This window comes from Marinobacterium sp. BA1 (assembly GCF_041155135.1).
GTDB classification, from domain to species: Bacteria; Pseudomonadota; Gammaproteobacteria; order Pseudomonadales; family Balneatricaceae; genus Marinobacterium; species Marinobacterium iners.
Genome location: NZ_BAAFHC010000001.1, coordinates 1,932,049 through 1,958,340 on the forward strand (window position 1 = coordinate 1,932,049; position 26,292 = coordinate 1,958,340).

The following is a 26,292-nucleotide window of genomic DNA, read 5'->3' on the forward strand; positions in this document are numbered from 1 at the left end:
TAATGCCACCTATAAAACCTATAACAATCAACCAAGAGCCTTGTGACGTGCTTCGCTGCAGCCCCCAATGAAGCCTATATTAAGGTAGCCCTACCAAGTCATTTTATAGAGTTTGCCTTCGGTTTGATGTTGCGCAAACCCGTACCGGCCAGCAAGAGCCTTTTCTTTCTTGACTTCTAATTCATACTGGAAAAACGACCTCAAACCCAAGAAAACATCAAATAAAAATCAAAAAACTTCTATCGCATAAACACACAAAATCAAAAAGCAAGGTACTAGCTGGAACTCATGGCATTACTTCCCGATGACACCACCTGGGGTAGCACTTTCAAGAGGCTACAGGAACAAAAAAGCCCATGAAGACATGGGCTTTTATTTCACTTATAATCAGTTACTAAAAACTAGTATCTAGCGTAGGGTCACTCCCACTCAATCGTGGCCGGCGGCTTGCTGGAAACGTCGTAGGTCACGCGCGAAACCTTGACGACTTCATTGATGATACGGCTGGATACGGTTTCCAGCAGCTCATAGGGCAGGTGAGCCCAACGGGCTGTCATGAAGTCGATGGTTTCAACGGCACGCAGGGCAATCACGTACTCATAGCGACGACCATCACCCACAACACCCACGGACTTCACCGGCAGGAAGACGGCAAATGCCTGGCTGGTCTTGTGATACCAGTCGGCCTTGTGCAGCTCTTCGATGAAGATCGCATCCGCTTCACGCAGAATTTCTGCGTATTCCTTCTTCACTTCACCCAAGATACGCACACCAAGCCCCGGCCCCGGGAAGGGGTGGCGGTAAACCATGTCGTACGGCAGGCCCAGCTCCAGACCGATCTTGCGCACTTCATCCTTGAACAGTTCACGCAGCGGTTCAACCAGCTCAAACTTCATGTCTTCCGGCAGGCCACCCACATTGTGGTGTGACTTGATGACATGCGCCTTGCCGGTCTTGGAAGCGGCAGACTCGATCACATCCGGATAGATGGTTCCCTGTGCCAGGAAGCGGCAATCCTTCAGTTTTTCAGCTTCATCATCGAACACCTCGATGAAGGTGTTACCAATGATCTTGCGCTTGGCTTCAGGATCAGCTTCGCCCAACAGGCGCCCCAGGAACTGATCCTCGGCATCGACACGGATTACGTTGACACCCATGTTACGGGCGAACATCTCCATCACCTGGTTGCCTTCACCCTTGCGCAGCAGACCGTTGTCCACGAACACGCAAGTCAGTTTGTCGCCTATCGCCTTGTGCAGCAAGGCTGCAACCACGGACGAGTCCACGCCACCCGACAGGCCCAACAGCACTTTCTGGTCACCGACCTGCTTCTGCACCTTTTCGATCAGGTCCTGAATAATATTCGCTGCCGTCCACAGTGCATCTGTGTTGCAGATCTCACGTACAAAGCGTTCCAGAATGCGCAGACCCTGTTTGGTATGCGTCACTTCCGGGTGGAACTGAACACCATACAGGTTACGCTTGGGATCACACATGGCAGCAACCGGCGCAGAATCCGTGGCCGCAATCACATGGAAGCCATCAGGCATTTCAGTCACCTTGTCGCCATGGCTCATCCAGACGTCCAGTGACAGAGTGCCGTTGTTTGCGATGTGATCTTCAATACCTTCCAGCAAACGGCTCGGGCTATCGGCCAGACGCACACGCGCATAACCAAACTCACGCTTGTCGGAACTGGCGACTTTGCCGCCCAGCTGCTCGGCCATGGTCTGCATGCCGTAGCAAATGCCCAGCACCGGCAGACCCATGTCAAATACGCATGCCGGAGCCCGCGGTGAATCCAGTTCAGTGACGGACTCAGGACCGCCTGCCAGAATGATGCCGTTGGGGGCAAATTCACGAATCGCCGCCTCATCCATATCAAAGGCATGGATCTCGGAGTAAACCCCGATCTCGCGTACCCGACGAGCGATCAACTGGGTGTACTGGGACCCAAAGTCCAGAATCAGGATGCGTTGCGCGTGAATATCTTTGCTCATACTCAGTGACTCCACCGAATGCTGGCCGCCAGGCGGCACAAACAAAAAGTGGGGCAGTCCACCGCCCCACTTGTCAGTTAGATATTGGTTGTTCAGCCCACACGATAGTTGGGGGCTTCCTTGGTAATACTTACGTCATGTACATGGCTTTCCGTGATACCCGCGTTGGTGATGCGTACAAACTTGGGCTTGTTGCGCATCTCCTCGGTGGTGGCGCAACCCGTATAGCCCATCGAAGCGCGCAGACCACCCATCAGCTGATGCACGACACCCGCCATCGGCCCCTTACAGGGCACACGACCCTCGATGCCTTCCGGCACCAGCTTCTCGGCACCGTCTTTCGCATCCTGGAAGTAACGATCGGAAGAGCCTGTCAGGCCTGACATGGCACCCAAAGAGCCCATGCCGCGGTAGGACTTGAAGGCACGCCCCTGGAACAGCTCGACTTCGCCCGGCGCCTCATCAGTACCGGCGAGCATGGAACCGACCATCACCGCAGAGGCTCCGGCAGCAATCGCCTTGGAAAGGTCGCCGGAGAAACGTATGCCACCATCAGCGATCAAAGGAACACCATGCTCGCGCAGTGCAGCTGCCACATTGGCAATCGCCGAAATCTGCGGCACGCCCACACCGGCAACAATTCGTGTAGTACAGATGGAACCGGGACCGATACCCACTTTCACGCCATCCGCACCTGCTTCAGCCAGCGCAATGGCAGCTTCTGCCGTTGCGATGTTGCCACCCACCACTTGCACCTGCGGGAAGTTCTGCTTCACCCAGGCCACACGATCAATAACTCCCTTGGAGTGACCGTGTGCGGTATCCACCACAATCATATCAACACCGGCTGCTACCAGAGCCGCCACACGATCAGGGGTTTCGGGGCCGGTACCCACTGCGGCACCAACGATCAGACGACCACGACTATCCTTGGCAGCATAGGGGAACGCCTGAGCCTTGCTCATGTCCTTCACGGTCATCATGCCGCGCAGAGCGAACTTGTCGTCAACCAGCAGGATCTTTTCGATGCGGTGCTTGCGCAGCAATTCGCGAATAACGTCAGGATCTTCGCCTTCGTTGGCTGTGACCAGTCGATCCTTGGGTGTCATGATAGTGGAAACAGTCGCATCCATATCATGCTCAAAACGCACATCGCGACTGGTAACAATACCCACCAACTCGCCGTTATCTACAACCGGGAAGCCGGAGAAGCTCAGCTTGCGCGACAGCTCAATGATTTCGCGCACGGTGGTATCGGAACTGCAGGTAACCGGATCCAGCACAACGCCAGACTCGAACTTTTTGACCCGGCGCACTTCTTCGGCCTGCTGTTCGAGGGTGAGATTCTTGTGGATGATGCCGATACCACCTTCCTGTGCCATCGCGATGGCCAGACGGGATTCGGTAACGGTGTCCATGGCCGCCGAGACCAGCGGAATATTCAGTTCAATACCCTTGGTCAGGCGGGTCTTCAGTGAAACGTCCTTCGGGAGTACTTCCGAGTATCCCGGAACCAGCAAAACATCATCAAAGGTTAGCGCTTCTTCAACGATTCGCAACATACTGAACCAGCCCGTTTTCTGTGAAAAATTAAACAGGAAATTATACACAAAACCTGCGCAGACAACAATCAGCGATCACGATGGATGCCAGCCTTGCCGATGTCGTTTATCATGCCGGCATGAACCGATCTGAAGCCACACACTCTACCGCCATCAGCGTCAGTGAACTGAACCGTCAGGTGCGTTCACTGCTGGAAAATTCCTTCATGAGCCTGAGGGTCGAAGGCGAGATCAGCAACCTCGCCCGTCCTTCCTCAGGACACTGGTATTTTACGCTGAAAGATGACAAAGCGCAGGTACGCTGCGCCATGTTCCGCAACCGCAACCAACAGGTTCGCTTTCGCCCGAAAGAAGGGGACCAGGTGGTGATTCAGGCCAAGGTGAGCCTGTACGAAGGACGCGGAGACTTTCAGCTGATTTGTGAGCAGATGCAGGAAAGCGGACTGGGCAAGCTGCAGCTGGCTTTTGAAGCATTGAAACAGAAACTGGCCGGTGAAGGCCTGTTCGAGATCGGCCGTAAACGACCGCTTCCCTCCCCTGCACGCCATATTGGCGTGATTACCTCCCCTACCGGGGCGGCGATCCACGACATACTGACCGTTCTGCAGCGACGCTGCCCGGCACTGCCGATAGCGCTTTATCCGGTCGCGGTTCAGGGTAACGAGGCTGCAGGCCAGATTGTACGCGCCATCGAACTGGCCAACCGTGATCAGCGCTGTGATGTACTGATTGTGGGTCGCGGCGGCGGCTCTCTGGAAGATCTTTGGCCCTTCAACGAGGAAATTGTGGCACGCGCCATTGCAGCCTCCCGTATTCCTGTTGTATCTGCGGTAGGGCATGAAGTCGACGTGTCGATCAGCGACCTTGTGGCTGACCTGCGTGCACCTACGCCCTCAGCTGCGGCTGAGCTAATCAGTCCGGATCAGCAGGTGCAATTGCAGCATCTCGCAAGCCTGCAGCACCGCTTGCAGCGGCAAATGCATCTACAGCTGCAGCTCTGCCGTGAGCGTATGGATCACCTTCGACTCAGGCTGCGTCACCCCGGTGAACGCCTGCGTGAGCAGAGCCAACGACTCGACCAGCTGGAACTGCGTTTGCAGCGTGCGCTTCAACAGCAGCTGAACAGACGCCAACAGCGGCTGGATACTCTGGAACAGCGACTGCGTCAGGTTTCGCCATCTCGCATGCTGCAGCAAAAGGCACAGCAGCTGCAGCCACTGCAACAGAGGCTGCAGTCTTCCATTTGCCATTTGCTTGAACGTCGCCAGCTCAAGCTGCAGGGACTCATGCGCGAGTTGAACAGTGTCAGCCCTCTGGCAACACTGGAGCGTGGTTACGCCATTGTTCAGTCCAGCGATGGTACCGCCATTACTGCAAACACACAGGTCAAGTCGGGCGAGCAGATCCAGGCCCGATTGCACCGGGGTTCTCTGATCTGCCGCGTCGAGAAGATCAGCGACTGAAGCCCCGTCAAAGCTGCAGTTATGTTAGCATCGCCCTCTTTAATCAACCGAACGACAAGCGGATTTAATATGTCTGAACAGGTATTCGAAACAACAGAACAGCGCGCCAGCTATGGCATTGGCCGGCAGATGGGTGACCAGCTGGCTCAGGGCAGCTTTGATGGTGTCGATGTGGAAGCAGTGATTACCGGTTTGCGCGATTCCTTTGGTGGTGAAGGCCTGCGGGTACCTGCCGAGCAGATTCAGGCCGCGTTCAACGAGATCACTCAGCGCATGCGCGAAGCTCAGGAAGCACAGGCACGCGCAGCGGCAGCCAAGGGCGAAGCGTTTCTGGCAGACAACGCCAAACGTGAAGGTGTGGTGACGCTTGAATCAGGCCTGCAGTACGAAATCATCGAAGCCGGTGACGAAAATGGTGAAAATCCGACCGCCAGCAGCAAGGTGCGCACCCACTATCACGGCACTTTCATCGATGGCAAGGTGTTCGACAGCTCCTATGAACGCGGCCAGCCGGCCGAATTCCCGGTCGGTGGCGTGATCGCAGGCTGGACCGAAGCCCTGCAGCTGATGACCAAAGGGGCCAAATGGCGCCTCTATGTACCTTACCAACTGGCCTACGGTGCCCAGGGCTCTCCCGGTGGCATTCCGCCCTATTCAACTCTGGTATTCGATGTCGAGCTGATCGACATTCTGTGATCCTGTCGCCGCACGTAGCCAAGCATACGTGCGGCCTGCTCATTTCGGGTATTCATCATGCAACTGAATTTTCATCGCAGTGGCAAGGGAGCGCCGCTGGTCATTCTGCACGGCCTGTTTGGCACGCTGGAAAACTGGGGTGCCCAGATTAAACAGCTCAGTGAACACTTTGATGTCATTGCCGTCGATCTTCGCAATCATGGCCGCTCCCCACACGATTCGCGTATGGACTATACCGCCATGGCAGATGACGTGATCGAGCTGATGAACCGGCTGGGGCTTGAAAAGGTCAATTTGATGGGGCACTCAATGGGTGGCAAGGCCGCGATGCAGCTGGCGATGGATCATCCAGGCAAAGTCGAGCGGCTGATAGTGGTTGATATTGCCCCGGTCGAGTATCCACCACATCATAACGATGTGTTTGCAGGCCTTAAATGCATTAACCTGTCGCAGCTGAAAAGCCGACGCGAGGCTGACGATATACTGAGCCAGCATGTGAATTCAGAGGCAACCCGCGCATTCCTGCTGAAAAACCTCTACCGCAATGAAGACCGACATTTCGCATGGCGCATGAACCTGCCCGCACTTGAGCAGCAATATCGCCAGATAGCGGCTGCGCCCGAGGGCACGCCTTACGGAGGACCTGTTCTGTTCATCAAGGGCGGGGAGTCAGGTTATATCCAGGCAGAGCATCAGCAGGCCATTCTGTCACGCTTTCCTGCCGCTAACTTCAAGATTATCGCCGGTGCGGGACATCTGCCGCATGTCGAGAAACCTAGCGCATTTACTCGGCTGGTCGAAAAATTCCTCAGACCTGATAACTGAAAAGAGTGCCGGGCGGATACATCCGAGCAAAAACACCGGCCTCAACCAGCTGCCGCTGCAGCCGCCCCATGGATTCTGCCTGCGCCTCACGCATCTCGGCGCGCCTCTCGTTACCGGCACCGTCTTCCTGACGCGTTTCAGCTGCGGCACCCGTTGTCTGCTCCGGTTCTTCACCGCTTTCTTCGCTCGCTTCACTCTCCTCCATTTGGGCCAGCTCAGCACGTGCTTCGGCGGCCATGGCACGAGCACTGGCTGCAACTCTATAGTCCTGAGACGAAGGTTCAGCCGGCGCCATCGCCGCACGAATAATCGCTTCCGCCTTCTCCAGGGTCGCACGCGGGTCTCCGCTGACGGCAGAGGTATCAATACTCACCTCACCGCCAACAGCATACATCTGGCCATCAGGGCCACGTTCGTAACTGTAGGAAACAGCACCGGTAATACCGGCGCCGGCAGCCTGATGCGCCATTTCATGCTGCCGTACCTCCCGGTCACGGGCGCTTAGCTGCTGTAAAACGCGCTGCTCCTGACGCTGCTCAACCGACTGTTGGCGTGAACTTGATACAGTGTCTTTTGGAGTCGAGGATGAGCCTTGCGCAGTGTCGCTTGCACTGCCTGCCTGCGCTTGCGCAGACGAATCAGGCTGGCTTGCCCGGGTGGCAGGCTGTGAATATGTGCCGGAAACAGGAACCGACGGGGGTGAGATACTGGAGAGTGCTGTGCTCATGGCAGAAGAGGGAGGATCACCCCTCCCTTCCTGTATCAGGCCATGGTATCGATCAGGTTACCCAGCACCTCATCCGTCGCATTAACCACCTTGGTAGCGGCAGCTTCGGTGGTTTCATTGACGGTAGAGTTGGCAACAGCCTGATTAATTTCACGCCCGGAAGCGACTTCTGCCAAGTCCGGACGACCGCTGCCCTGAGTGTCACCGGATACTTTCGGTGTGTTGTCCAGAGTACGGTTTACGTTGAACATGCCACTGTTCTGAGCTGATGTAATGTTCATGGGGCACCTTCCATTTTCAATTGCAGTTCAGGCGACAAAACAGCACGCGTCAGGACCTTAGTATCCTGACGCTCGGTACGCCTTTGATTGCATCTGGTAGCAGTATAGAACAACTGCACCCATTGGTCACTTTTTACTCATCCAACAGTGGAATCAGATCAATATGGTCGGCAACTCGCTCTGGGTCAGGATCATCCAACCAGGGAATCCGCCCCAGCAGAGGCGCGCGGAACAGCCTCTCCAGCGTGGCCAGATTTTCATCCGGGCAACTCATGTCCGGGTCGATATGGTTGGCGACCCAGCCGGCCAGGCGCAGGCCATCGCGGGCGATCGCCTCGGCGGTCAGAATAGCGTGGTTGATGCAGCCCAGCTTCATCCCCACCACCAGGATCACATCCAGCTCCAGCAATTGTGGCAGCCGCGCCAGGCTTTCACGCATGCTCAGCGGCACGCGCCAGCCACCGGCACCTTCCACCAGCACCAGATCTGCCGGTTGCATCATGGTGCCACGGCAATAGGCCGCCAGTCGGTCGGCGGTCAAAACTCGCCCTTCCTGTTCGGCGGCAATGTGCGGTGCGATCGGTGGTTCGAAAGCGATCGGGTTGACCTGCTCATAACTCAGCTTGACGCTGGCAGCCTGTTGCAGCAGCAGCGCATCGGAGTTGCGCAGTCCATCCGGCGTCTGTTCACACCCGGCTGCCACCGGTTTCAGGCCTATGGTTCTCAACCCTCTGCGGTTTGCAGCCGTGAGCAGTCCGGTGGTCACCAGAGTCTTGCCTGCATCGGTATCGGTACCGGCGATGAAAAAGCGCTTTTTCACTGGGATTCCTTGAACAGTTCCAGATAATAAACTTCATAGGTAGCGGGAAGAGCACCATCGGCTTGACGCTGCCGTTCATAGGCGTCCAGCAGCCTTATCAAGCGTTGACGACTGCTCAGCCCTTGATCGCGACGACTGTTCACATTATGAGCACCCAACGCCTTGAGCTCGTGCATCAGCTCCTGCAGGCGATTGTAACGGAGCACCCTGTATTCAGTCTCGCACCGCGCCAATGTCAGGCCGGTGTTGTATGCCAGTAGCCGTTCGAGTGCTGTAAAGCTGTTCACATGCACATCGTCATCCACCGCTGCCCATGCCCGCTTCAGCTCATGCAGCGTATCCGGTCCCAACGTGGCCAGCAGACAACGACCGCCCGGTTTAAGCACCCGCGCCAGTTCGGTCATCAACCGGTCCGGCTGTTCGCACCACTGCACGGCAAGGCTGGACCAGATCAGCTCAATGCTGGCGTCCGCCAGTGGCAGTTGTTCGGCATCACCACAGAGATAGAATGCCCCCGGCACCGACCGCTGTTCGCGGGCAAAGGTGAGCATGCCATGGGCCAGATCCAGATGCAGAAGCGGTGACTCTGGATAACACGCATGCAGATGCGGCGCGGCATATCCGGTGCCACAACCAAGATCCAGCAGGTTGCCTTCGACCTCCTTGGGCAGCCACTGCAGCAGACGGTCGGCGATAGCGCGCTGCAACTGAGCAACGGAGTCGTAACTCTCGGCCGCACGACTGAATGCCTGGGCAACCCTGCGTTTATCCCGCTGCATCGGCACCATCCACCTGGCGCACCAGCGCATTGAGCATGTTCAGCGCTTCATCGGCATGGCTGATAAAAGGCAGGTGTGCACTTTGCGCCAGTACATTAACCTTCAGCTTAGAGTTCAATGCCAGTACCTGCTTCGCCAGACCTACCGGTACCAGCTGGTCTTCAGCACCCAATATCAGCTGGGCTGGGCAGTTCAGAGTGGCCAGGGCCGAGCGCAGGTCGGATTCCAGCAGCATCAGCGCTGATGCCAGTGCCTGAGGCTCCGCCGTTGCCATAACACCTTTAAGTCGTTTCAACTCATCACGGGCGCTGGCTGAACCACGCGTCTGCAGGGCGGCAAAGCGCTGCAGGGTTTTGGCCTCGTTGTCCGCCAGTGACTCAACAAAGGCGTTGAATACGTCCGACGCCATGGCGCAGGACCAATCCTCACGGGCGACAAAACAAGGGTTGGCGGCAATCAGGCTCAGACTTTTCACTCGTACCGGCGCCTGTTCGGCACAGGCCAATGCCAGCTGTCCGCCAAGTGACCAACCCACCCAGTGCGCCTGTTCGGGTGCGGCTTCAAGCAGAGCCCCAATCACGGAGCCCAACGACATATCGCCTGCAGGTGCAGAACGCCCCAACCCCGGCAGATCAATTAGCGTTACACGATAACGCTCGGCCAGGCGGTCGGAAAAATCACCCCAGATGCCAGAGTTCAGCCCCCAGCCATGCAGCAGCACCAGATCAGGGCCAGTGCCACGGGTTTCATGCCACAGACTCATGCCACGCCTCCGGTACGAACCTGATTCATCGCTTCCAGCAAGCGATCCACCTGCTCTTCGCTGTGGGCCGCACTGAGGGTCACTCGCAGGCGCGAGCTACCCGCCGGGACAGTGGGCGGACGGATGGCACTTATAAAGATACCACGCGCTTCCAGCGCGGCACTGATCCGCATCGCCTCACCGGCATCGCCGATCAGAATCGGCTGGATAGGCGTTGGCGAATCCATCAGCGCATAACCCAGCTGCTCACAGCCACTGCGAAAGCGCTGGATCAGCTGCGTCAGCTTGTCGCGGCGCCAGCTTTCGGACTGCACCAGCCTGAGACTGGCACGGGTGGCCTGAGCCACCGCCGGCGACATGCTGGTGGTATAGATGTAAGTGCGGGCAAACTGGATCAGGGTTTCGATCAGCACCTCGGAACCGGCTACAAAAGCGCCGGAGGTACCGAAGCCTTTACCCAGAGTGCCGATTAGTACCGGCACCTCTTCATTGCTCAGACCGAAGTGCTCGACGCAGCCGCCGCCCTTGGCGCCCAGACAGCCAAAACCATGGGCATCGTCCACCATCAGCCAGCCGTCATGCTCGCGGGTTACTCGACTCAACTCTGGCAGGTCGGCAATATCGCCATCCATGCTGAACACGCCATCAGTGACCACCAGCTTGCGGCGCGCTTCTGAGCGACTCAGCCGCTGAGCCAGGCTATCGGGGTCGTTGTGCAGGTAACGCTGGAAACGAGCACCACTGAGCAGGCCCGCATCCAACAGGGATGCATGATTGAGACGGTCCTGAAACGCCGCATCCTGTTTGCCGATCAGGGCATTGACGGCACCAATGTTGGCCATGTAGCCGGTTGAGAACAGCAGCACCCGCTCACGGCCGGTAAATTCCGCCAACTCTTCTTCCAGCGCATGGTGAGCCTGCGAATGTCCGTTGACCAGATGAGACGCACCGCCGCCCACGCCGTAGGTATCGGCACCCTGCTGAAGCGCAGCGATCACCTCTGGGTGGTTGGCCAGCCCCAGATAGTCGTTGGAGCAGAACGCCAGATAGCGACGGCCATCAACGCTGACTTCCGGCCCCTGAGCCGACTCCAGCACCCGACGCTGGCGATAAAGGTTCTCCTGCCGCCGCGACTCGAGCGCGGCAGCCAGATCATTGAAGGACATGGATCTGCCTCAGTGCGCGACGGTGGCGTCGACGAACAGATCAGCATCCTGCTGGGCCTGAATCTCGGCGGCCAGTTTCTGCTCCTGGTCGGCATCGGAGTCTTCGATGCGCTGTTCCGGGCGAATACCCAGACGTTTGAACAGCTGCAGGTCGCGGTTGGTTTCCGGGTTTGGCGTGGTCAGCAGGCATTCGCCGTAGAAGATGGAGTTGGCACCGGCAAAGAACGCCATGGACTGCAATTCGTCGGACATTTGCTCACGACCGGCAGACAGACGCACATGGGATTTGGGCATCATGATACGCGCCACGGCGATGGTACGGATGAATTCCAGAGGGTCGAGGTCTTCCACGTTTTCCAGCGGCGTGCCCTGCACCTTCACCAGCATGTTAATCGGCACCGACTCTGGCTGCTGCGGCAGGTTGGCCAGTTGCATCAGCAGGCCATAACGATCCCTGGCAGTTTCACCCATGCCCAAAATGCCGCCGCTACAGATTTTCATGCCGGAATCACGTACATGCTGCAGGGTATTCAGACGATCCTCGTAGCTGCGCGTAGTGATGATCTTGTCGTAGAACTCCGGCGAGGTGTCCAGGTTGTGGTTGTAATAGTCCAGCCCGGCTTCTGCCAACTGCTGCGCCTGAGACTCCTGTAACATGCCCAGCGTCATGCAGGTTTCCAGCCCCATCGCCTTCACGCCCTTGACCATCTCGATCACGTAGGGCAGATCACGCTCGGTGGGGTGCTTCCAGGCCGCGCCCATACAGAAACGGGTTGAACCAGACTCTTTCGCCTGCCTGGCCTTGTTCAACACCGCTTCGACTTCCATCAGGCGCTGTTTTTCCAGACCGGTATTGTAGTGAGCGCTCTGCGGACAGTATTTGCAGTCTTCCGGGCAGGAGCCGGTCTTGATCGACAGCAACGTGCTGACCTGTACCTCATTGGGATTGAAGTGCTGGCGGTGTACGCTTTGAGCCTGAAACAGCAGATCATTCATCGGCAATTCAAACAGGGCGCGTACTTCCTGTTCGGTCCAGTCGTGGCGCACTTCAGCCTGGCTTAGCATAACTCCAATCCCCTTGTGACATAATCATGGGACATGCACGGATCGCATATCAATTCCCAGCATCTTAATTAGACAGAAGGAACTGTCAACCTATGTTTAAATACACAATCAACAGCTGTTTATATAATATACAGAAGTGCTCGCTTTGCGGTGCGTCAGACCACCGGTTTCACGGCCTGTGCGAAGGCTGCCACGCAGACCTGCCGTGGTTGATACATGCCTGCCCTCGTTGTGCTCTGCCTCTTCCCCGCCACCTGTCGGGCCTGTGCTCACATTGCAGCAATGAACTGCCAGCCTTTGACAAGGTACAGGCCGCCTTCACCTATTCATTCCCACTCAGCCAGTTAATTCCGGCGATCAAGTATCAACGCCAGCCTGCGCACCTGGGGTGGCTGGCGGCCACGCTCAGCGATTTTATTCGCCAGCGTCACGAGGGCCGCTGGCCGGATGCCTTGATACCGGTCCCAATGCACCCCTTCAGCCAGATATACAGAGGCTACAATCAGGCCGAGCTGCTGGCACAAAGATTGAGCCATCAGTTACACATTCCGCTTCAGCTCAGCCTGCGCAAGCATCGTCGAACCCCCAAACAGATGTCGCTCAGTCTTGAAGCCAGGCGCCGTAACCTGCAAGACTCATTTACTGTGCGCTCAACCGCTCCTGAGTACGTCGCACTGATCGACGATGTCATGACCACCGGTACCACTGTATCAACATTGGCGCGACTGTTGCGTGAGCATGGCTGTAAACGGGTCGATGTCTGGGTTCTGGCAAGAACCCCCGAGAACCGTTAAAAGCCGATAAGCATAGGATTCGGCTACCGGTCCATATCGACGGATGTCCGGGTTTTTGCTAGCTTGAAGCTTATTTTCTGCCTGGATGGAAAGGCGATGACATTTGAAATGCTGGGACAGCTGTTTGGTGGTATCGGTCTTTTTTTGCTGGGCATGCAACTGCTCACCAATGGCCTGAAACAGGCAGCCGGGCGCTCCTTGCGCGCAGCACTTGAAATGGCAACAGGCTCACGACTGCGAGGGCTTGTATCAGGTACACTGATTACTGCACTGGTTCAGTCATCCAGCGCCGTAACCGTCGCGACCCTGGGGTTCGTGAACGCAGGCCTGCTGACACTGACCCAATCGGTTTCGATCATCTATGGCAGTAATATCGGTACCACCATGGTCGGTTGGCTGGTGGCACTGATCGGCTTCAAGTTCAAGATCAGCGCCTTTGCGTTACCCATGATCGGGCTCGGCATGGTGCTGCGCATTACAGGCAACAACAATCGGCTGAGCCATATCGGTACCGCTGTGGCCGGCTTTGGCATCTTTTTTATCGGCCTGGATTTCCTGCGCGACGCGTTCGACGGCCTGAGTTCTTCGGTGCCCCTTGCCGAGCTGGGTGCAGGCCCGTTGGCACTGGCACTGTTTGTTTTGGCCGGTATTGTGATGACCTTTCTGATGCAGGCCTCCGCCGCCGTCATTGCGATCGCGTTGTCGCTGGTGTACACGGGCAGCATTTCTCTTGCGGCAGCCGCTGCACTGGTTATCGGCGCCAACGTGGGGACCACAACCACCGCCCTGCTGGCGTCCATTGGCGCCACATCCAATGCCAAGCGAATCTCAGCGGCACATGTCATTTTCAACCTGCTGACAGGGCTGGTCGGTCTGGCGCTGCTGATGCTGCTGGGGGGCTTCCTCAACCGATTGGACCCAGCCCAATTTGATCTGGTTGCGTTACTGGCGATGTTCCACACCTTGTTCAATATACTGGGGGTACTGCTGATGTGGCCTCTGACCGACCGCATGGTCACGTTTCTGAAGCAACGTTTCCGCACCCAGGAAGAAGATGAGGCAACGCCCCAGTATCTGGACAAAAACATCATCACGACCCCCTCCCTCGCGGTTGAAGCGATTAATATGGAGCTGGCTCGCGTCAGCCGCATCTGCAGCCGAATGGCTCGTGAAGCGATCAGCGCTGAGCGCGGCGCGGCCACTCGGCTGCAACAACAGTCGGATAGCGTGAACCTTCTGATCAGCCGCATCGGTGACTTCAACCAGGAGCTGGCACGACAGAACCTGAGTATTGAGATCAGTGAAACGCTGCCAATCTCACTCAGGGTTGCGCGCTACTTCAGTGAAGTCGCACGCCTGTCAGCGCGCCTTCCGGAATACTACCCAGTACTGGAGCAACTCAAGGACCCCGGTGTTCGCACGAGCGTGCAGGAGTTTCAGCAGGCGGTCATCCATCTCATCGACGCCTGTGAAGTGCGCGAAGATCAGGCCATTCAGGGCTACGAAGCACACCAGATGATGCGCCAGGTACAGCGTGAATATCAGTACCTCAAGGGCAGCCTGCTGAACCAGACCATTTCCAGCCTGCTGAACACAGCTGACTCTGTTGCATTGATGGATGCCCTGAGCCACATTCATCGTCTGGCCGAGCAGGCCGAGAAAGCATCTCGCCACTGGAGCAGTACAACGCCAGTGCAGAAACGAGCACCACTGGTTGAGGCGGCCTGATCGGGTATACTGCCGGCTGAATCCTGCGGAGTAGACGATGACCGTCCCACACAGCCACAGCATGACACCGATCGGCTTTATCCACAGCCCGTTTGACCAAAAGTTCGGCATCCCGCGCCAGCCGGGGCTGGCCTCTATTCGCGCACGAATTGAACTGGTTCCCCCCTATTCAAACCCTGAATCGGTACGCGGGCTAGAGCAGTGCAGCCATATCTGGCTGCTGTTCCTGTTCAGCGCAACCTCAGACCAGGGCTGGAGTCCCACAGTGCGGCCACCTCGACTGGGTGGCAACCAGCGTCTGGGAGTATTTGCCACCCGCTCACCGTTTCGCCCCAACCCCATAGGCCTGTCGCCGGTCCGTCTGTGCAGTATCGAGCAAAGCGGAGATAGGGTCTGGCTGGAAGTGGAAGGGGCAGACCTGCTTGACGGAACTCCCATTCTCGACATCAAACCCTACCTTCCCTACGCCGACAGCCTGCCTGAGGCGGAGTTTGCTCTGGCGTCGCGCATCGAGCGGTTAACGCTTCCTGTGCATTTCAGTCAGTCTGCGCAACAGGCTTGCCAGATTCATGCAGACCGCCTTGGCCAGCCACTGGCACGACAGATCACCGAAGTCCTGCTGTGTGACCCGCGCCCGGCTTACAGGAAACAGGATGAGGCAAGAGAATACGGTATCAGCCTGTATGGTCTGAACATTCGCTTTCGTATCACGCGGGACCGGGTCGATGTAAACAGTATCACCCTTCAGACTGATCAGGATTGATCCAGATTGATTACGGCCCTAGAATATTAGAACAAACTAAATAAAGGAGCCGCCGCCATGACCGAGCAGCCCAGCTCAACGCTGTCTGCCCCGCAACGCCTGCAGCACTTCCCCATTGCGTTGATTGCAATGGTAATGGGACTCGGAGGCCTCACCCTAAGCTGGCAGAAAGCAGCCTACACACTGGGGATGTCACCACTGGTCGGACAGATCCTGTTGGTAGTAACTGCCTGTGTATTGCTGATGATTACCAGCATCTACCTGCTCAAAACCATGCGCTTCAGCTCTGAAGTGATGGATGAGTTCAACCACCCGATCAAAATCAGTTTCTTTCCGGCTTTTTCAATCAGCCTGCTGCTTATCGCCACCGCCACCTTGGAGCTTTCACCGGGTCTCTCACGCTATCTGTGGATCAGCGGTGCCATCATTCATCTGCTGCTGACGCTGCATGTGATGACCCAGTGGATACACCACTCTCGGTTCAAGGTTCAGCACAGTACGCCTGCCTGGTTTATCCCGGTCGTGGGGAACATCGTCGCGCCGATTGCCGGTGTACAGCACGGCTACACCGAAGCCAGCTGGTTCTTCTTCAGCATCGGTCTGCTTTACTGGCTGGTACTGAAAACACTGATTTTCAACCGGGTGCTGTTTCACGACCCCTTGCCTGAAAAAATGCTGCCGACACTCTTCATCATGATCGCACCGCCTGCGGTTGGCTTTGTCTCCTACCTGCAACTGAATCAGGGAGTGGTCGATAGCTTTGCACGTATTCTCTACTACAGCGCGATGTTCATTACGCTGCTTCTTTTTACCCAGCTACCGCGTTTTTCACGCATTCGCTTTTTCATCTCCTGGTGGGCCTACAGCTTCCCACTGGCAGCATTTTGCATCGCGACCCAAATCATGTTGATGAAGACAGGCAGTGAGTTTTTTCTGCTGCTCTCCTGGCTTTCACTGATTGTGGTGACATTTGTAGTCTGTCTGCTGCTGCTCAAAACCCTGCGCGCAATTACCAGCGGTGCTCTGTTCCAACCGGACTGAGCCCGGGAAGAGGATGCTTTGTGCCCGTCAGCAACGGGTGCTAAGCTGACTCCAAGATCTCCTTAATGGATCTTGAGCCATGAAGGGCCGAACTATGCGCAAGGGTCTTTATGTATTACTGCTTTCCGGCCTTTTCCTGCTGACAGTGTTGTTCCTGCATCAGGTCCGCCAGGACAGGGTGCAACAGTATCTGGAGCACGCTTCCACTCTGCTGCAGGCAACCTATGACGCCAGCCTGGAGCGCTACGCGCTGGCAATGGATACATTTTATGCGGATCTGGCCCGCCAGCCTGAACTGATTCACCTGTTTGATCTCGGCGTCAATGCCGATAATCATTCAGAGCGCGCACTGCTGAGAGAAGAGCTGTATCAACGACTACTCCCACACTATCAGGACCTGGTGCGACGCGGCATTTCTCAATGGCAGTTCCACCAGGCAGATGGCACCAGTTTTCTGCGTTTCCATGCTCCCGGCGTTCATGGTGACTCTCTGGCCGAAATAAGGCCTTCACTTCGACGCCTGCAGGAGCAGCCCGAGGCCTGCTACGGTTTCGAGGTAGGACGCTTTTTCATTGGCTTCCGCTTCATTCAGCCACTCATGCTCGATGGCCAGATGATCGGCAGCATGGAAACAGCCGTTTCCTTTGCCCGTATCCGTCAGACACTGGCATCCCTTTCGCCACGTCAAACCTTCATCTTCCTGCTTGAGCGCAGTACCGTAGAATCGGTGCTGGTAGGTGGCCCTCAGGATCGGCTGCAACCAGCCCTGATCAGCCCGGATTTCCTGCTCCATACTGACAGTTTGAATGATGCCCTGAACCAAGAGCTGCCACTGGAAACTCTGCGTCATTCGCTTGCTGCCCAACCCGGCATTCGCCAGCAGCTCAAGACAGGAAAGCCCTTTGCAACAGCCACTTACCATCAAGGTACCGGCTATGCAGTCGCGTTTATTCCGGTACAAACACTGACCGGAGGACTTGGGGGGTACATCCTATCTATTCACCCGGCACCGCTCCTGACCGGCCTGCAATGGGAGTTTTACACCATGCTGGTGGTCAGCCTGCTGGTCACTCTCCTGCTGGGCTCAATGCTGCTTCATCTTCACCAGCAGCGGCATGCCATTCTGGTACAGAAATACCGGCTGGATGCCATCGGGGCTGCTGTTGGCGAAGGCATCTATGTTCTGGACAGGGAGGGTCGGACTCTATACGTCAACAGGGCTGTCAGCCGATTGACCGGCTATAACGAACAGAAGCTGTATCAGGAAAATCTGCATCAGCTGTTGCATCAACATGAAGAAAATGAACAGCCCCTGCAGCAGTGTCCGATTTTCTCAAACGCGATCAAGGGTATTACCTATGAAGGTGATGAGCAGTTCAAAACCCGAACCGGAGAACTTCTGCCGGTTGTCGTGACCAGCCAGCCGATGATTGAACGTGGGCAAATAACCGGGGTTGTTACCGTATTCCGCGATATCAGCGACCGTAAGGAAGCGGAGCGCAAACTCAAACTACTGGCTACTACCGACTCCCTGACCGGCTTGAGCAACCGGCGCGCTTTTCTGGAGCGGCTGCATGAAGAGCAACGCCTGAGCCGACGCCTGGGCCACCCCAGCAGCCTGTTAATGATCGACTTCGACCATTTCAAACTGATAAACGACGAATATGGCCACAACACCGGCGACCTGGTATTGCAGCACTTTGCCAGCCTTGCTCGAAGCTGCCTGCGCGAAACTGATTCGATTGGTCGTCTAGGAGGTGAAGAATTTGCCATCCTGCTGCCCGGCACCGGCCTTGAGGGTGCCGTACAGCTGGCAGAACGACTGCGTCACCTGCTTGAGCTGACCCCTACCGAAACGGCGGATGGTCTGATCCCCATGACGCTCTCCATCGGCGTCACCACACTCCATGCCAATGATACCGGCAGCTCCGAACTGCTGAGTCGAGCAGATGCAGCTCTGTATCAGGCCAAAAGCGGTGGCCGCAACCGAATTGAAGTGCGCAACTAGTCCTGCGAGAGGTTGCAGCCCGCTGCAAAGACCGCTCTAATGAGCTCCCTCACACCAGTTCCCAGGAGTGGAGATCAGCATGCGCGGCCCTGATACAGAACAGCTTGCCTTTGACAGTCAGCATATCTGGCACCCCTATTCGTCCATGATCAACCCGCCACCGATGTTCCCGGTGGAGTCCGCTTCGGGCGTACGCCTGCGCCTGACAGACGGGCGTGAACTGATCGATGGCATGGCCTCCTGGTGGTCAGTGGTCCATGGTTACAATCATCCGGCTCTGAACCAGGCCGCGCATGAGCAGATCGATCGCATGTCCCATGTGATGTTCGGTGGTCTGACACACTCACCCGCTATTGAATTGTCACGCAAACTGGTCGAGATGACACCCGAAGGCCTGGAGCGTGTTTTTCTGGCCGATTCCGGCTCGGTTTCCGTCGAAGTCGCGCTGAAAATGGCGATCCAGTACTGGCATGCCCGAGGCAAACCGGAAAAGCACCGCATGATCAGCCTACGCAGCGGCTACCATGGCGATACCTTCGGTGCCATGTCGGTGTGCGACCCTGTCAACGGCATGCATGAACTGTTCAGTGGCGTGTTGGCACAGCAGCTGTTTGCCCCTCGACCGGAGACCCCCTTTGATGGCAGCTTTGCAGCCACCGATATCGCAGAGCTCGAACGCCTGCTGGCCCAGCATCATGGTGAGCTGGCAGCACTGATTCTGGAACCCATTGTTCAGGGCGCCGGAGGAATGCGCTTCTACTCCCCCGAATGGCTGCGCCAGGCACGGGCGCTCTGCGATCAGTATAAGGTGCTGCTGATTGCCGACGAGATTGCCACCGGGTTTGGCCGTAGCGGTGAACTGTTTGCCTGTAATCATGCCGGCATCAGCCCCGATATCATGTGTCTTGGCAAGGCCCTGACAGGCGGCTACATGACGCTGGCCGCCACGCTGGCCACAGCGGAGATTGCGCAGACCATCTCTGCAGGAGGCGCTGGATGCTTCATGCACGGTCCCACCTTTATGGCCAACCCACTGGCCTGTGCCGTAGCACTGGAAAGCCTTAACCAACTTGAGCAGCAAGACTGGCACACACAGGTACAGCGCATTGAATCAGGCCTGAAGCAGGGACTCGAGCCCGCTCGTGCTCTGACCAGCATAGCCGATGTAAGAGTGCTGGGCGCGATCGGTGTCATTGAGCGTCATGAACCGGTTTCACTGGCCCAGGTACAGCCCATGTTTGTCGACCGGGGCGTGTGGGTACGCCCATTTGGCAGGCTTGTCTATGTCATGCCAGCCTATATCATGTCAGATGTAGATCTTGCTACCCTCACCGCTGCCATGGTCGCGGTGATGCAGGAACTGGATCGGTTGTAAGCAACTTTCAGGAGAGTGCACCAAATGGCCCGGATCAAACTGGATATGCCGGACAATTACCTGTTCAGCACCGAATTGTGTGTCCGTATCAGCGACATCAACTATGGCGGCCACATGGGCAATGATGCCGTGCTGTCGATGGTACATGAGGCCCGCCTGCGCTTCCTCAAGCATTACCACTACGCCGAGTTTGATGTAGAAGGGGCGGGGATCATCATGACCGACTCTGCCATTGTTTATAAGGCGGAGAGCTTCCATGGTGATCGCGTTCAGGTGGATGTAACGGTGGCCGATTTCAACAAGTACGGCTGCGATATTTACTATCTGCTGAGCAACAAGGACACGGCGGTAGAGATTGCGCATGCAAAAACCGGCATCGTGTTCTTCGATTACACCGACCGCAAGGTAGTTGCCGTGCCTGAAGGCTTTCGCAACAAGATGCTCAGGGAGTCCTGAGCATCACCCTACTCACCATCATCGTAGTTGTAGTTGATGTGTGAAAGATTCTCGAAACGGGTGTACTGCCCTATAAACGCTAGACGAACCGAACCGATGGGACCGTTACGCTGCTTGCCGATAATGATTTCAGCGGTTCCCTTGTCCGGGCTGTCCTCGTTGTATACCTCATCACGATAGATGAACATGATCACGTCGGCGTCCTGCTCGATAGCGCCGGATTCACGCAGGTCCGAGTTCACCGGACGCTTATTGGGACGCTGTTCAAGGCTTCGGTTCAACTGCGACAGCGCCACCACCGGGCAGCTCATCTCCTTGGCCAGGGCTTTCAAGGATCGGGAAATCTCTGATATCTCCTGGGTACGGCCTTCACTTTTACCCGTTTTAAGGGTCATCAGCTGCAGGTAATCGACCATTATCATGGCAAGATCACCGTGCTCACGCACGATACGTCGTGCACGGGTACGCATCTCGTTGGGACTGATACCTGGCTGGTCATCAATAAACAGCGGCTTGTTCTTGAGCATATTGACCGCAGTCGTCAGCTTGGGCCAGTCATCCTCCTCAAGCTGACCGTTACGTACCTTGGTCTGATTGATACGACCAAGCGATGACAGCATACGTGTCACCAACTGGTCGGCGGGCATCTCCAGCGAAAACACCAGCACCGGCTTCTCAGTTGCCATCAGAGCATTTTCGACCAGGTTCATGGCGAAAGTGGTTTTACCCATTGAGGGACGCGCTGCCACAATCACCAGGTCCGACTTCTGCAAACCACCGGTGCGATCATCCAGGTCATCAAAACCGGTGGTGACCCCCGTGAGGGAGTCCGCATTGTTGAACAGTTCATCAATCCGGTCCACCGCACGCTTAAGCAGCGGATTTACCCCCTCGGGGCCTCCCTGATTGGGTCGATTTTCCGCAATTTGGAAGATTTTCTGCTCGGCTTCGTTGAGGATTTCATCAGAGGCGCGACCGCCGGGATGAAATGCACTGTCGGCGATCTCGTTGGCTACGCTGATCATCTGACGCAGCAGTGAACGGTCACGCACAATCTCGGAGTAGGCGCGGATATTCGAGGTACTGGGGGTGTTGCGGGCCAGCGTGACCAGATACTCCAGACCACCCGCATTTTCCAGCTCGCCGGTGCGGTCCAGCTCTTCCGACAGAGTGACCACATCGATCGGCCGGCCTTCATCGATCAGCTTCTGCATGGTACGGAAGATCATGCGATGATCGCCGCGGTAGAACTGATCTTCCAGCAGTACTTCCGAGACCGTATCCCAGGCGTTGTTGTCCAGCATCAGGCCGCCCAGAACCGACTGCTCGGCCTCAATCGAATGGGGTGGCTGCTTGATCTGTTCCAGCACCTCGTCGTTCAGATCTGCCATTTCCACCGGATCACGTCTCCTGAGCTATACAACATCGTCATTTTTGAACATAAAAAAAGCACTGCGCAGTATATACCACGCAGTGCTTTTTCTTAACCGGATTGCAGAGCGAAATTATTCGCCGGCAATAACCAGCTTGATGGTCGCGGTCACTTCAGGGTGTACCTGAATGTCGACGTCGAACTCGCCAACGTGACGGATCGCACCTTCCGGCAGACGTACTTCGCTCTTGTCGGCCTGAACGCCGGCAGAGCTCAGTGCTTCCGCGATATCACGTGTGCCGATGGAACCGAACAGTTTACCCTCGTCACCAGCTTTGGTGACCAGAGACAGTTCAAGTTCGTTCAGCTGTTCGGCACGAGCCTGGGCCTGAGCCAGCTTGTCAGCAGCGGCTTTTTCCAGTTCGGCACGACGCTCTTCAAACTTGGCGACATTATCAGCGGTAGCCGGTACGGCTTTACCCTGAGGAACCAGGTAGTTACGACCAAAGCCCGATTTAACGGCGACCTTGTCACCCAAATTACCCAGTTTACCGATATTTTCGAGCAGAATAACTTCCATCTCGTAAAACCTCTTGTTCTGCAAAGGCTGCAGTCTTGAATCCCGGCTGCTGCACGCAACCTCCGGGCAGCAGCATTAAACGAGTCTGGCAGCACTGAGTGCTGCCTACGGCTGTATCAACCGACGCTTAAACGTCGTGGCTGTCGGTGTACGGCAGCAGAGCCAGGTAGCGGGCGCGCTTGATAGCGGTCGCCAGCTGACGCTGATAGCGTGCCTTGGTGCCAGTGATACGGCTCGGAACGATTTTGCCGGTTTCAGTGATGTAGCCTTTCAGGGTATCCAGATCCTTGTAGTCGATCTGTTTTACGCCTTCAGCGGTGAAACGGCAGAACTTGCGACGACGGAAAAAACGTGCCATCTGAACTTCTCCAATAAATAGGGTTAACGATTACTCTTCAGCAGCTTCTTCATCAGAGCTGTCATCGGCAGAACTGTTGTCCTGCTTCTGCTCTGTGCGCTCTTCGCGACGCGGCTTGCGCTCTTCGCGAGACTCTGCTGCCTTGATCGGAGAAACTTCAGTGACCGCTTCATTGCAACGGATCACCATGTTACGCAGCACAGCGTCGTTGTAACGGAACATGCTGGACAGTTCGTCCAGGATGTCCTGAGTCGTTTCAACATTCATCAGCACATAGTGTGCCTTGTGTGCATTGTTGATCGGGTAAGCCAGCTGACGACGGCCCCAGTCTTCCAGACGGTGAATCTGGCCCTGAGCACCTTCGATCAGAGTCTTGTAGCGCTCGATCATCGCCGGAACCTGCTCGCTCTGGTTCGGGTGAACCAGGAATACGATTTCGTAATGACGCATTTTTGCTCCTTACGGTTTCACAGCCTTCAAGTCACCCGCCGAATGCCGGTGGTTGAAAGCAAGGAGTTGAACAAATAAAAAGGACGCAAAATTCTACTTCAGCGCCCTTCAAGAAACAAGTGATAAAACGGGTTTATTCCACGTCCACAATTTCAAAGCTGTGGCTGATTTTCACCCCTCCACGCTCAAGCATCAGCGATGCCGAGCAGTACTGTTCAGCGGACAGGCGAACCGCACGTTCTACCGCAGCAGGTTTCAGCTTGCGGCCACTGACAATGAATTTGACATGAATTTCGGTAAAGACCGAAGGCACTTCGTCCGAGCGCTCGGCACTGATTTCAGCCACGCAAGCGGTCACATCCTGACGCGCCTTGCGCAGAATGCCCACCACATCAACACTGGTACAACCGCCCAGACCGGTCAGCACCAGCTCCATGGGCCGCGGCCCCTGCTGGAGATCCTTGTCGATTACCACTTCAAAACCGGAACCGGTGGTCGCCTTGAAACGATCATCGCCATCCCAGTTAACACTGACATTCATGCTCATACTGCCTGTTTCCTCACAATGCGTTAGTGTGCAGCGCTGAAAAAGCGCGCCAGCTGCTGTCCTGGATCGTCTGCCCGCATGAACGCCTCACCGATCAGGAAAGCGTTGATCTGCCGGGCCTGCATGGCAGCCACGTCATCCGGCGTCAGAATGCCGCTCTCGGTCACGATAATGCGATCTGACGGGATGCGATCGAGCAGCTGGAAGGTGTTTTCAAGACTGACGTCAAAGGTGTGCAGATCACGGTTATTAATCCCCACCAAACGGGTGTTGAGCGGCAGAATACGCTCAAGTTCCTCTGCATTATGCACCTCAATCAACACATCCATGCCAAGCTCATGGGTCAGCGTGGTCAAGTCGGACAACTGCGCATCGCTCAGGGCCGCAACAATCAGCAGAATACAGTCAGCCCCAAGTGTGCGGGCTTCGTAGATCTGATAGGGGTCCACTATAAAATCCTTGCGGATGACCGGCAATGAACAGGCGCTGCGTGCCTGCTGCAGGTATTCGTCCGCCCCCTGAAAGAAGTCTACATCGGTCAGTACCGACAGGCAGCTGGCACCGCCCCGCTCGTACGAAGCGGCAATTTCGGCCGGCTCAAAGGGGTCTCGAATAACGCCCTTTGAAGGGCTGGCCTTTTTGATCTCGGCGATCACTGCAGGCTGACCCGATGACAGCGACGCTGCCAGCGCATCCGCAAACCCGCGCGGATCTGACGCACTGCCTTGCTGATCGGCAATACGCTGTTTCAGGTCTGCAATCGATACCCGTGCACTGCGCTCAGCCACTTCTTCATGCTTGCGAGCGATGATCTTTTTCAGAATTGTGGGTGTATCATTCATTATTCAGTTTTCCCCAGCTGCTGACTGAACGCGGCCAGCTGCTTCATTTTATCCAGTGCGACGCCCGAACGTATGGCTTCCAAAGCCTGCTCGACACCGGCCTGGTGTGTATCCGCCTGCCCGCTAAGATATACGGCTGCGCCAGCATTCAGTGCCACCATGGCAGCGGCCTTTCGTGCCACCGGCTCATCCGAACCACTCAACGCCAGCTGAATCAGGGCCAACGACTCCGAGGGACTGTTCACACTCAGACCGATCAAGCTCTGACTGTCGATGCCCACATCTTCAGGTGACAAGCTGTATTCCGTAATCTTGCCATTTTGCAGCTCCGCAACCTGCGTCTGGGTGGCCAGGCTGATTTCATCCAACCCATCCTTTGCATGCACCACCATAATGTGTTCAGCCCCCAGTTGCTGCATCACTTCCGCCATGGGGCGACAGAGCTTGGGCGTGAATACGCCGATCACGCCGCGGGTCGCGCCAGCCGGGTTGGTCATGGGGCCCAGTATGTTGAACAAAGTCCGCATACCGAGCGCACGGCGGGCACCGATCGCATGCTTCATGGCACCGTGGTAGCCAGGCGCAAACATGAAGCCGATACCAACTTCATCGATACAGCGTGCGACCTCATCGGCGCCCAAATCCAGATTGATACCGGCCTGCTCCAGCAGGTCAGCGCTGCCGCTGCTGGAAGAAACACCACGATTGCCGTGTTTGGCAAGCTTGACACCACAGGCCGCCGCGACAAAGGCACTGGCCGATGACACGTTGAACAGGTTGGCGCCATCGCCACCGGTACCAACAATATCAACCAGGGGGCCTACGGCCGGACGTACCGGTGTGGCCAGGTCACGCATCACCTTGGCAGCCGCGGTAATTTCATCAATCGACTCACCCTTCATCCGCAGGCCAACCAGAAAGCCGGCAATCTGGGACTCACTGCACTGCCCGGTCATTACCTGACGCATGACGTCTTCCATCTCCTCAAAACCGAGGTCGATATGGTCGACAATGCGTGCCAGCGCTTCCTGAATATTCATCCAATGCCTCCTGTTAGTATGCGATTCAACGCCGCTGAATAAAGTTTTCCAGCAGTGCATGTCCCTGTTCAGTCAGAACGGATTCGGGATGAAACTGCACCCCGTACAGTTCAAGCTCTTGATGCCGCAGCGCCATGATTTCGTCAGGCTCGCCATCTGCGGTGGTCGTCCATGCCGTCATTTCAAGACAATCCGGCAGGCTCTCGCGGCGCACAACCAGAGAATGGTAACGCGTCACCTCAAGCGGCTGCTTAATACTCGCAAACAGGCCTTTACCACGATGCTCGATCAAAGATGTTTTGCCATGCATGACCTGACGCGCCCTGACGACCTCAGCCCCGAACGAATGACCAATACACTGATGCCCAAGACAAACCCCCAGAATCGGCAGATGTCCGGCAAAATGACGTATGGCAGCAACCGAAATACCCGCTTCAGCCGGTGTACAAGGACCGGGGGATATCACCATATGGGTGGGCGCAAGGGCTTCAATCTGTTCCAGCGTAATCGCGTTATTGCGATGCACCTGCACTTCCATCCCCAGCTCTTCGAGGTAGCGGACAACATTCCAGGTAAAACTGTCGAAGTTATCGATCATCAGCAGCACTGCTTTTGTAACCCCCTGCTTAACCAATACGTTTTCATAACAGCCGCTGACCTCTATCCGCGTTTGCCATAGCAGACAAAAACGAATTGAACACTTTGAGCAATAATACATTACAGGGATGTAATAGCGAACTGGTACATATCACTGCAACCCGAGACCCTGCTGATCCCTGGCGCTTTCTATT

The 26,292-nt window shown here is 56.3% G+C and carries 27 protein-coding genes; 10 read left to right on the plus strand and 17 right to left on the minus strand.

Going from position 1 to position 26,292, the window contains the following annotated elements; genetic code table 11:
* Window positions 1-419: 419 nt before the first annotated feature.
* Complete coding sequence (gene guaA / locus ACAM29_RS09325) at window positions 420-2,000, minus strand: glutamine-hydrolyzing GMP synthase (protein WP_206840446.1); 1,581 nt, start codon at window positions 1,998-2,000, stop codon at window positions 420-422.
* 92 nt (window positions 2,001-2,092) lie between these two features.
* The gene (gene guaB, locus ACAM29_RS09330) at window positions 2,093-3,562 is read right to left on the minus strand and encodes an IMP dehydrogenase (protein ID WP_091825478.1); all 1,470 of its coding nucleotides are present in this window, start codon (window positions 3,560-3,562) and stop codon (window positions 2,093-2,095) included.
* Window positions 3,563-3,681: 119 nt separating this feature from the next.
* Here guaB and xseA point away from each other — a divergent pair, with 119 nt between their 5' ends.
* The 3 genes from xseA to ACAM29_RS09345 all read left to right on the plus strand — a co-directional run bounded on the left by xseA (window position 3,682) and on the right by ACAM29_RS09345 (window position 6,546).
* Window positions 3,682-5,025 (plus strand): exodeoxyribonuclease VII large subunit, encoded by a 1,344-nt coding sequence (xseA, locus tag ACAM29_RS09335; RefSeq protein ID WP_369625139.1) that lies wholly within the window; start codon window positions 3,682-3,684, stop codon window positions 5,023-5,025.
* Window positions 5,026-5,094: 69 nt separating this feature from the next.
* On the plus strand, window positions 5,095-5,721 hold the full coding sequence (locus ACAM29_RS09340) for an FKBP-type peptidyl-prolyl cis-trans isomerase (protein ID WP_091825476.1): 627 nt from the start codon (window positions 5,095-5,097) through the stop codon (window positions 5,719-5,721).
* A gap of 57 nt (window positions 5,722-5,778) precedes the next feature.
* Window positions 5,779-6,546: an alpha/beta fold hydrolase gene (locus ACAM29_RS09345; RefSeq protein WP_369623955.1), complete on the plus strand. Its 768-nt coding sequence runs from the start codon at window positions 5,779-5,781 to the stop codon at window positions 6,544-6,546.
* Here the strand turns inward: ACAM29_RS09345 and ACAM29_RS09350 are convergent.
* From ACAM29_RS09350 to bioB, 7 genes are all read right to left on the minus strand, one after another.
* Window positions 6,530-7,273, minus strand: a complete 744-nt coding sequence (locus tag ACAM29_RS09350; protein ID WP_206840440.1) for a putative metalloprotease CJM1_0395 family protein — start codon at window positions 7,271-7,273, stop codon at window positions 6,530-6,532. The two genes, ACAM29_RS09345 and ACAM29_RS09350, sit on opposite strands and share 17 nt — an antisense overlap.
* A 35-nt stretch (window positions 7,274-7,308) precedes the next feature.
* Window positions 7,309-7,554 carry a hypothetical protein gene (locus ACAM29_RS09355; protein WP_091825468.1) on the minus strand — a complete coding sequence of 82 codons (246 nt, stop codon included), beginning with the start codon at window positions 7,552-7,554 and terminating at the stop codon, window positions 7,309-7,311.
* 133 nt (window positions 7,555-7,687) lie between these two features.
* Entirely contained in the window at window positions 7,688-8,374 is a 687-nt protein-coding gene (gene bioD, locus ACAM29_RS09360) for a dethiobiotin synthase (protein ID WP_091825465.1), read from the minus strand.
* A complete protein-coding gene (gene bioC / locus ACAM29_RS09365; RefSeq protein ID WP_369623956.1) occupies window positions 8,371-9,153 on the minus strand; it encodes a malonyl-ACP O-methyltransferase BioC in 783 nt (260 codons plus the stop codon). Before bioC ends, bioD begins: the two co-directional genes overlap by 4 nt.
* Window positions 9,140-9,916 carry a pimeloyl-ACP methyl ester esterase BioH gene (gene bioH / locus ACAM29_RS09370; protein ID WP_369623957.1) on the minus strand — a complete coding sequence of 259 codons (777 nt, stop codon included), beginning with the start codon at window positions 9,914-9,916 and terminating at the stop codon, window positions 9,140-9,142. The genes bioC and bioH overlap by 14 nt, the downstream gene beginning before the upstream one ends.
* Window positions 9,913-11,082 (minus strand): 8-amino-7-oxononanoate synthase, encoded by a 1,170-nt coding sequence (gene bioF, locus ACAM29_RS09375; RefSeq protein WP_369623958.1) that lies wholly within the window; start codon window positions 11,080-11,082, stop codon window positions 9,913-9,915. Before bioF ends, bioH begins: the two co-directional genes overlap by 4 nt.
* A gap of 9 nt (window positions 11,083-11,091) precedes the next feature.
* Entirely contained in the window at window positions 11,092-12,147 is a 1,056-nt protein-coding gene (bioB, locus tag ACAM29_RS09380; RefSeq protein ID WP_369623959.1) for a biotin synthase BioB, read from the minus strand.
* A 92-nt stretch (window positions 12,148-12,239) separates the two neighbouring features.
* Here bioB and ACAM29_RS09385 point away from each other — a divergent pair, with 92 nt between their 5' ends.
* From ACAM29_RS09385 to ACAM29_RS09415, 7 genes are all read left to right on the plus strand, one after another.
* Window positions 12,240-12,941: a ComF family protein gene (locus tag ACAM29_RS09385; RefSeq protein ID WP_369623960.1), complete on the plus strand. Its 702-nt coding sequence runs from the start codon at window positions 12,240-12,242 to the stop codon at window positions 12,939-12,941.
* A gap of 96 nt (window positions 12,942-13,037) precedes the next feature.
* Entirely contained in the window at window positions 13,038-14,669 is a 1,632-nt protein-coding gene (locus ACAM29_RS09390; RefSeq protein ID WP_369623961.1) for a Na/Pi cotransporter family protein, read from the plus strand.
* A 37-nt stretch (window positions 14,670-14,706) separates the two neighbouring features.
* Window positions 14,707-15,432, plus strand: a complete 726-nt coding sequence (gene tsaA / locus ACAM29_RS09395) for a tRNA (N6-threonylcarbamoyladenosine(37)-N6)-methyltransferase TrmO (RefSeq protein WP_369623962.1) — start codon at window positions 14,707-14,709, stop codon at window positions 15,430-15,432.
* A gap of 57 nt (window positions 15,433-15,489) precedes the next feature.
* Window positions 15,490-16,473 carry an SLAC1 anion channel family protein gene (locus ACAM29_RS09400; RefSeq protein WP_369623963.1) on the plus strand — a complete coding sequence of 328 codons (984 nt, stop codon included), beginning with the start codon at window positions 15,490-15,492 and terminating at the stop codon, window positions 16,471-16,473.
* Window positions 16,474-16,552: 79 nt separating this feature from the next.
* The gene (locus tag ACAM29_RS09405) at window positions 16,553-18,481 is read left to right on the plus strand and encodes a diguanylate cyclase (RefSeq protein ID WP_369623964.1); all 1,929 of its coding nucleotides are present in this window, start codon (window positions 16,553-16,555) and stop codon (window positions 18,479-18,481) included.
* A 79-nt stretch (window positions 18,482-18,560) separates the two neighbouring features.
* Entirely contained in the window at window positions 18,561-19,856 is a 1,296-nt protein-coding gene (gene bioA / locus ACAM29_RS09410) for an adenosylmethionine--8-amino-7-oxononanoate transaminase (protein ID WP_369623965.1), read from the plus strand.
* Window positions 19,857-19,880: 24 nt separating this feature from the next.
* Window positions 19,881-20,312, plus strand: coding sequence for an acyl-CoA thioesterase (locus tag ACAM29_RS09415; protein WP_369623966.1), 432 nt, complete (start codon window positions 19,881-19,883; stop codon window positions 20,310-20,312).
* A gap of 8 nt (window positions 20,313-20,320) precedes the next feature.
* Here the strand turns inward: ACAM29_RS09415 and dnaB are convergent, their stop codons facing one another.
* The 8 genes from dnaB to ACAM29_RS09455 all read right to left on the minus strand — a co-directional run bounded on the left by dnaB (window position 20,321) and on the right by ACAM29_RS09455 (window position 26,099).
* Window positions 20,321-21,703, minus strand: a complete 1,383-nt coding sequence (gene dnaB / locus ACAM29_RS09420; RefSeq protein ID WP_091825783.1) for a replicative DNA helicase — start codon at window positions 21,701-21,703, stop codon at window positions 20,321-20,323.
* Between the two features lie 114 nt (window positions 21,704-21,817).
* On the minus strand, window positions 21,818-22,264 hold the full coding sequence (gene rplI / locus ACAM29_RS09425) for a 50S ribosomal protein L9 (RefSeq protein WP_091825433.1): 447 nt from the start codon (window positions 22,262-22,264) through the stop codon (window positions 21,818-21,820).
* Between the two features lie 127 nt (window positions 22,265-22,391).
* Window positions 22,392-22,622 (minus strand): 30S ribosomal protein S18, encoded by a 231-nt coding sequence (gene rpsR, locus ACAM29_RS09430; RefSeq protein ID WP_091825431.1) that lies wholly within the window; start codon window positions 22,620-22,622, stop codon window positions 22,392-22,394.
* Window positions 22,623-22,652: 30 nt separating this feature from the next.
* Window positions 22,653-23,072 carry a 30S ribosomal protein S6 gene (rpsF, locus tag ACAM29_RS09435; protein WP_091825429.1) on the minus strand — a complete coding sequence of 140 codons (420 nt, stop codon included), beginning with the start codon at window positions 23,070-23,072 and terminating at the stop codon, window positions 22,653-22,655.
* Between the two features lie 133 nt (window positions 23,073-23,205).
* Complete coding sequence (locus ACAM29_RS09440; RefSeq protein WP_175527626.1) at window positions 23,206-23,613, minus strand: OsmC family protein; 408 nt, start codon at window positions 23,611-23,613, stop codon at window positions 23,206-23,208.
* A gap of 29 nt (window positions 23,614-23,642) precedes the next feature.
* The gene (trpC, locus tag ACAM29_RS09445; RefSeq protein WP_369623967.1) at window positions 23,643-24,461 is read right to left on the minus strand and encodes an indole-3-glycerol phosphate synthase TrpC; all 819 of its coding nucleotides are present in this window, start codon (window positions 24,459-24,461) and stop codon (window positions 23,643-23,645) included.
* Window positions 24,461-25,501: an anthranilate phosphoribosyltransferase gene (gene trpD / locus ACAM29_RS09450; RefSeq protein WP_091825421.1), complete on the minus strand. Its 1,041-nt coding sequence runs from the start codon at window positions 25,499-25,501 to the stop codon at window positions 24,461-24,463. Before trpD ends, trpC begins: the two co-directional genes overlap by 1 nt.
* Before the next feature lie 25 nt (window positions 25,502-25,526).
* Complete coding sequence (locus ACAM29_RS09455; RefSeq protein WP_369623968.1) at window positions 25,527-26,099, minus strand: aminodeoxychorismate/anthranilate synthase component II; 573 nt, start codon at window positions 26,097-26,099, stop codon at window positions 25,527-25,529.
* Window positions 26,100-26,292 lie beyond the last annotated feature (193 nt).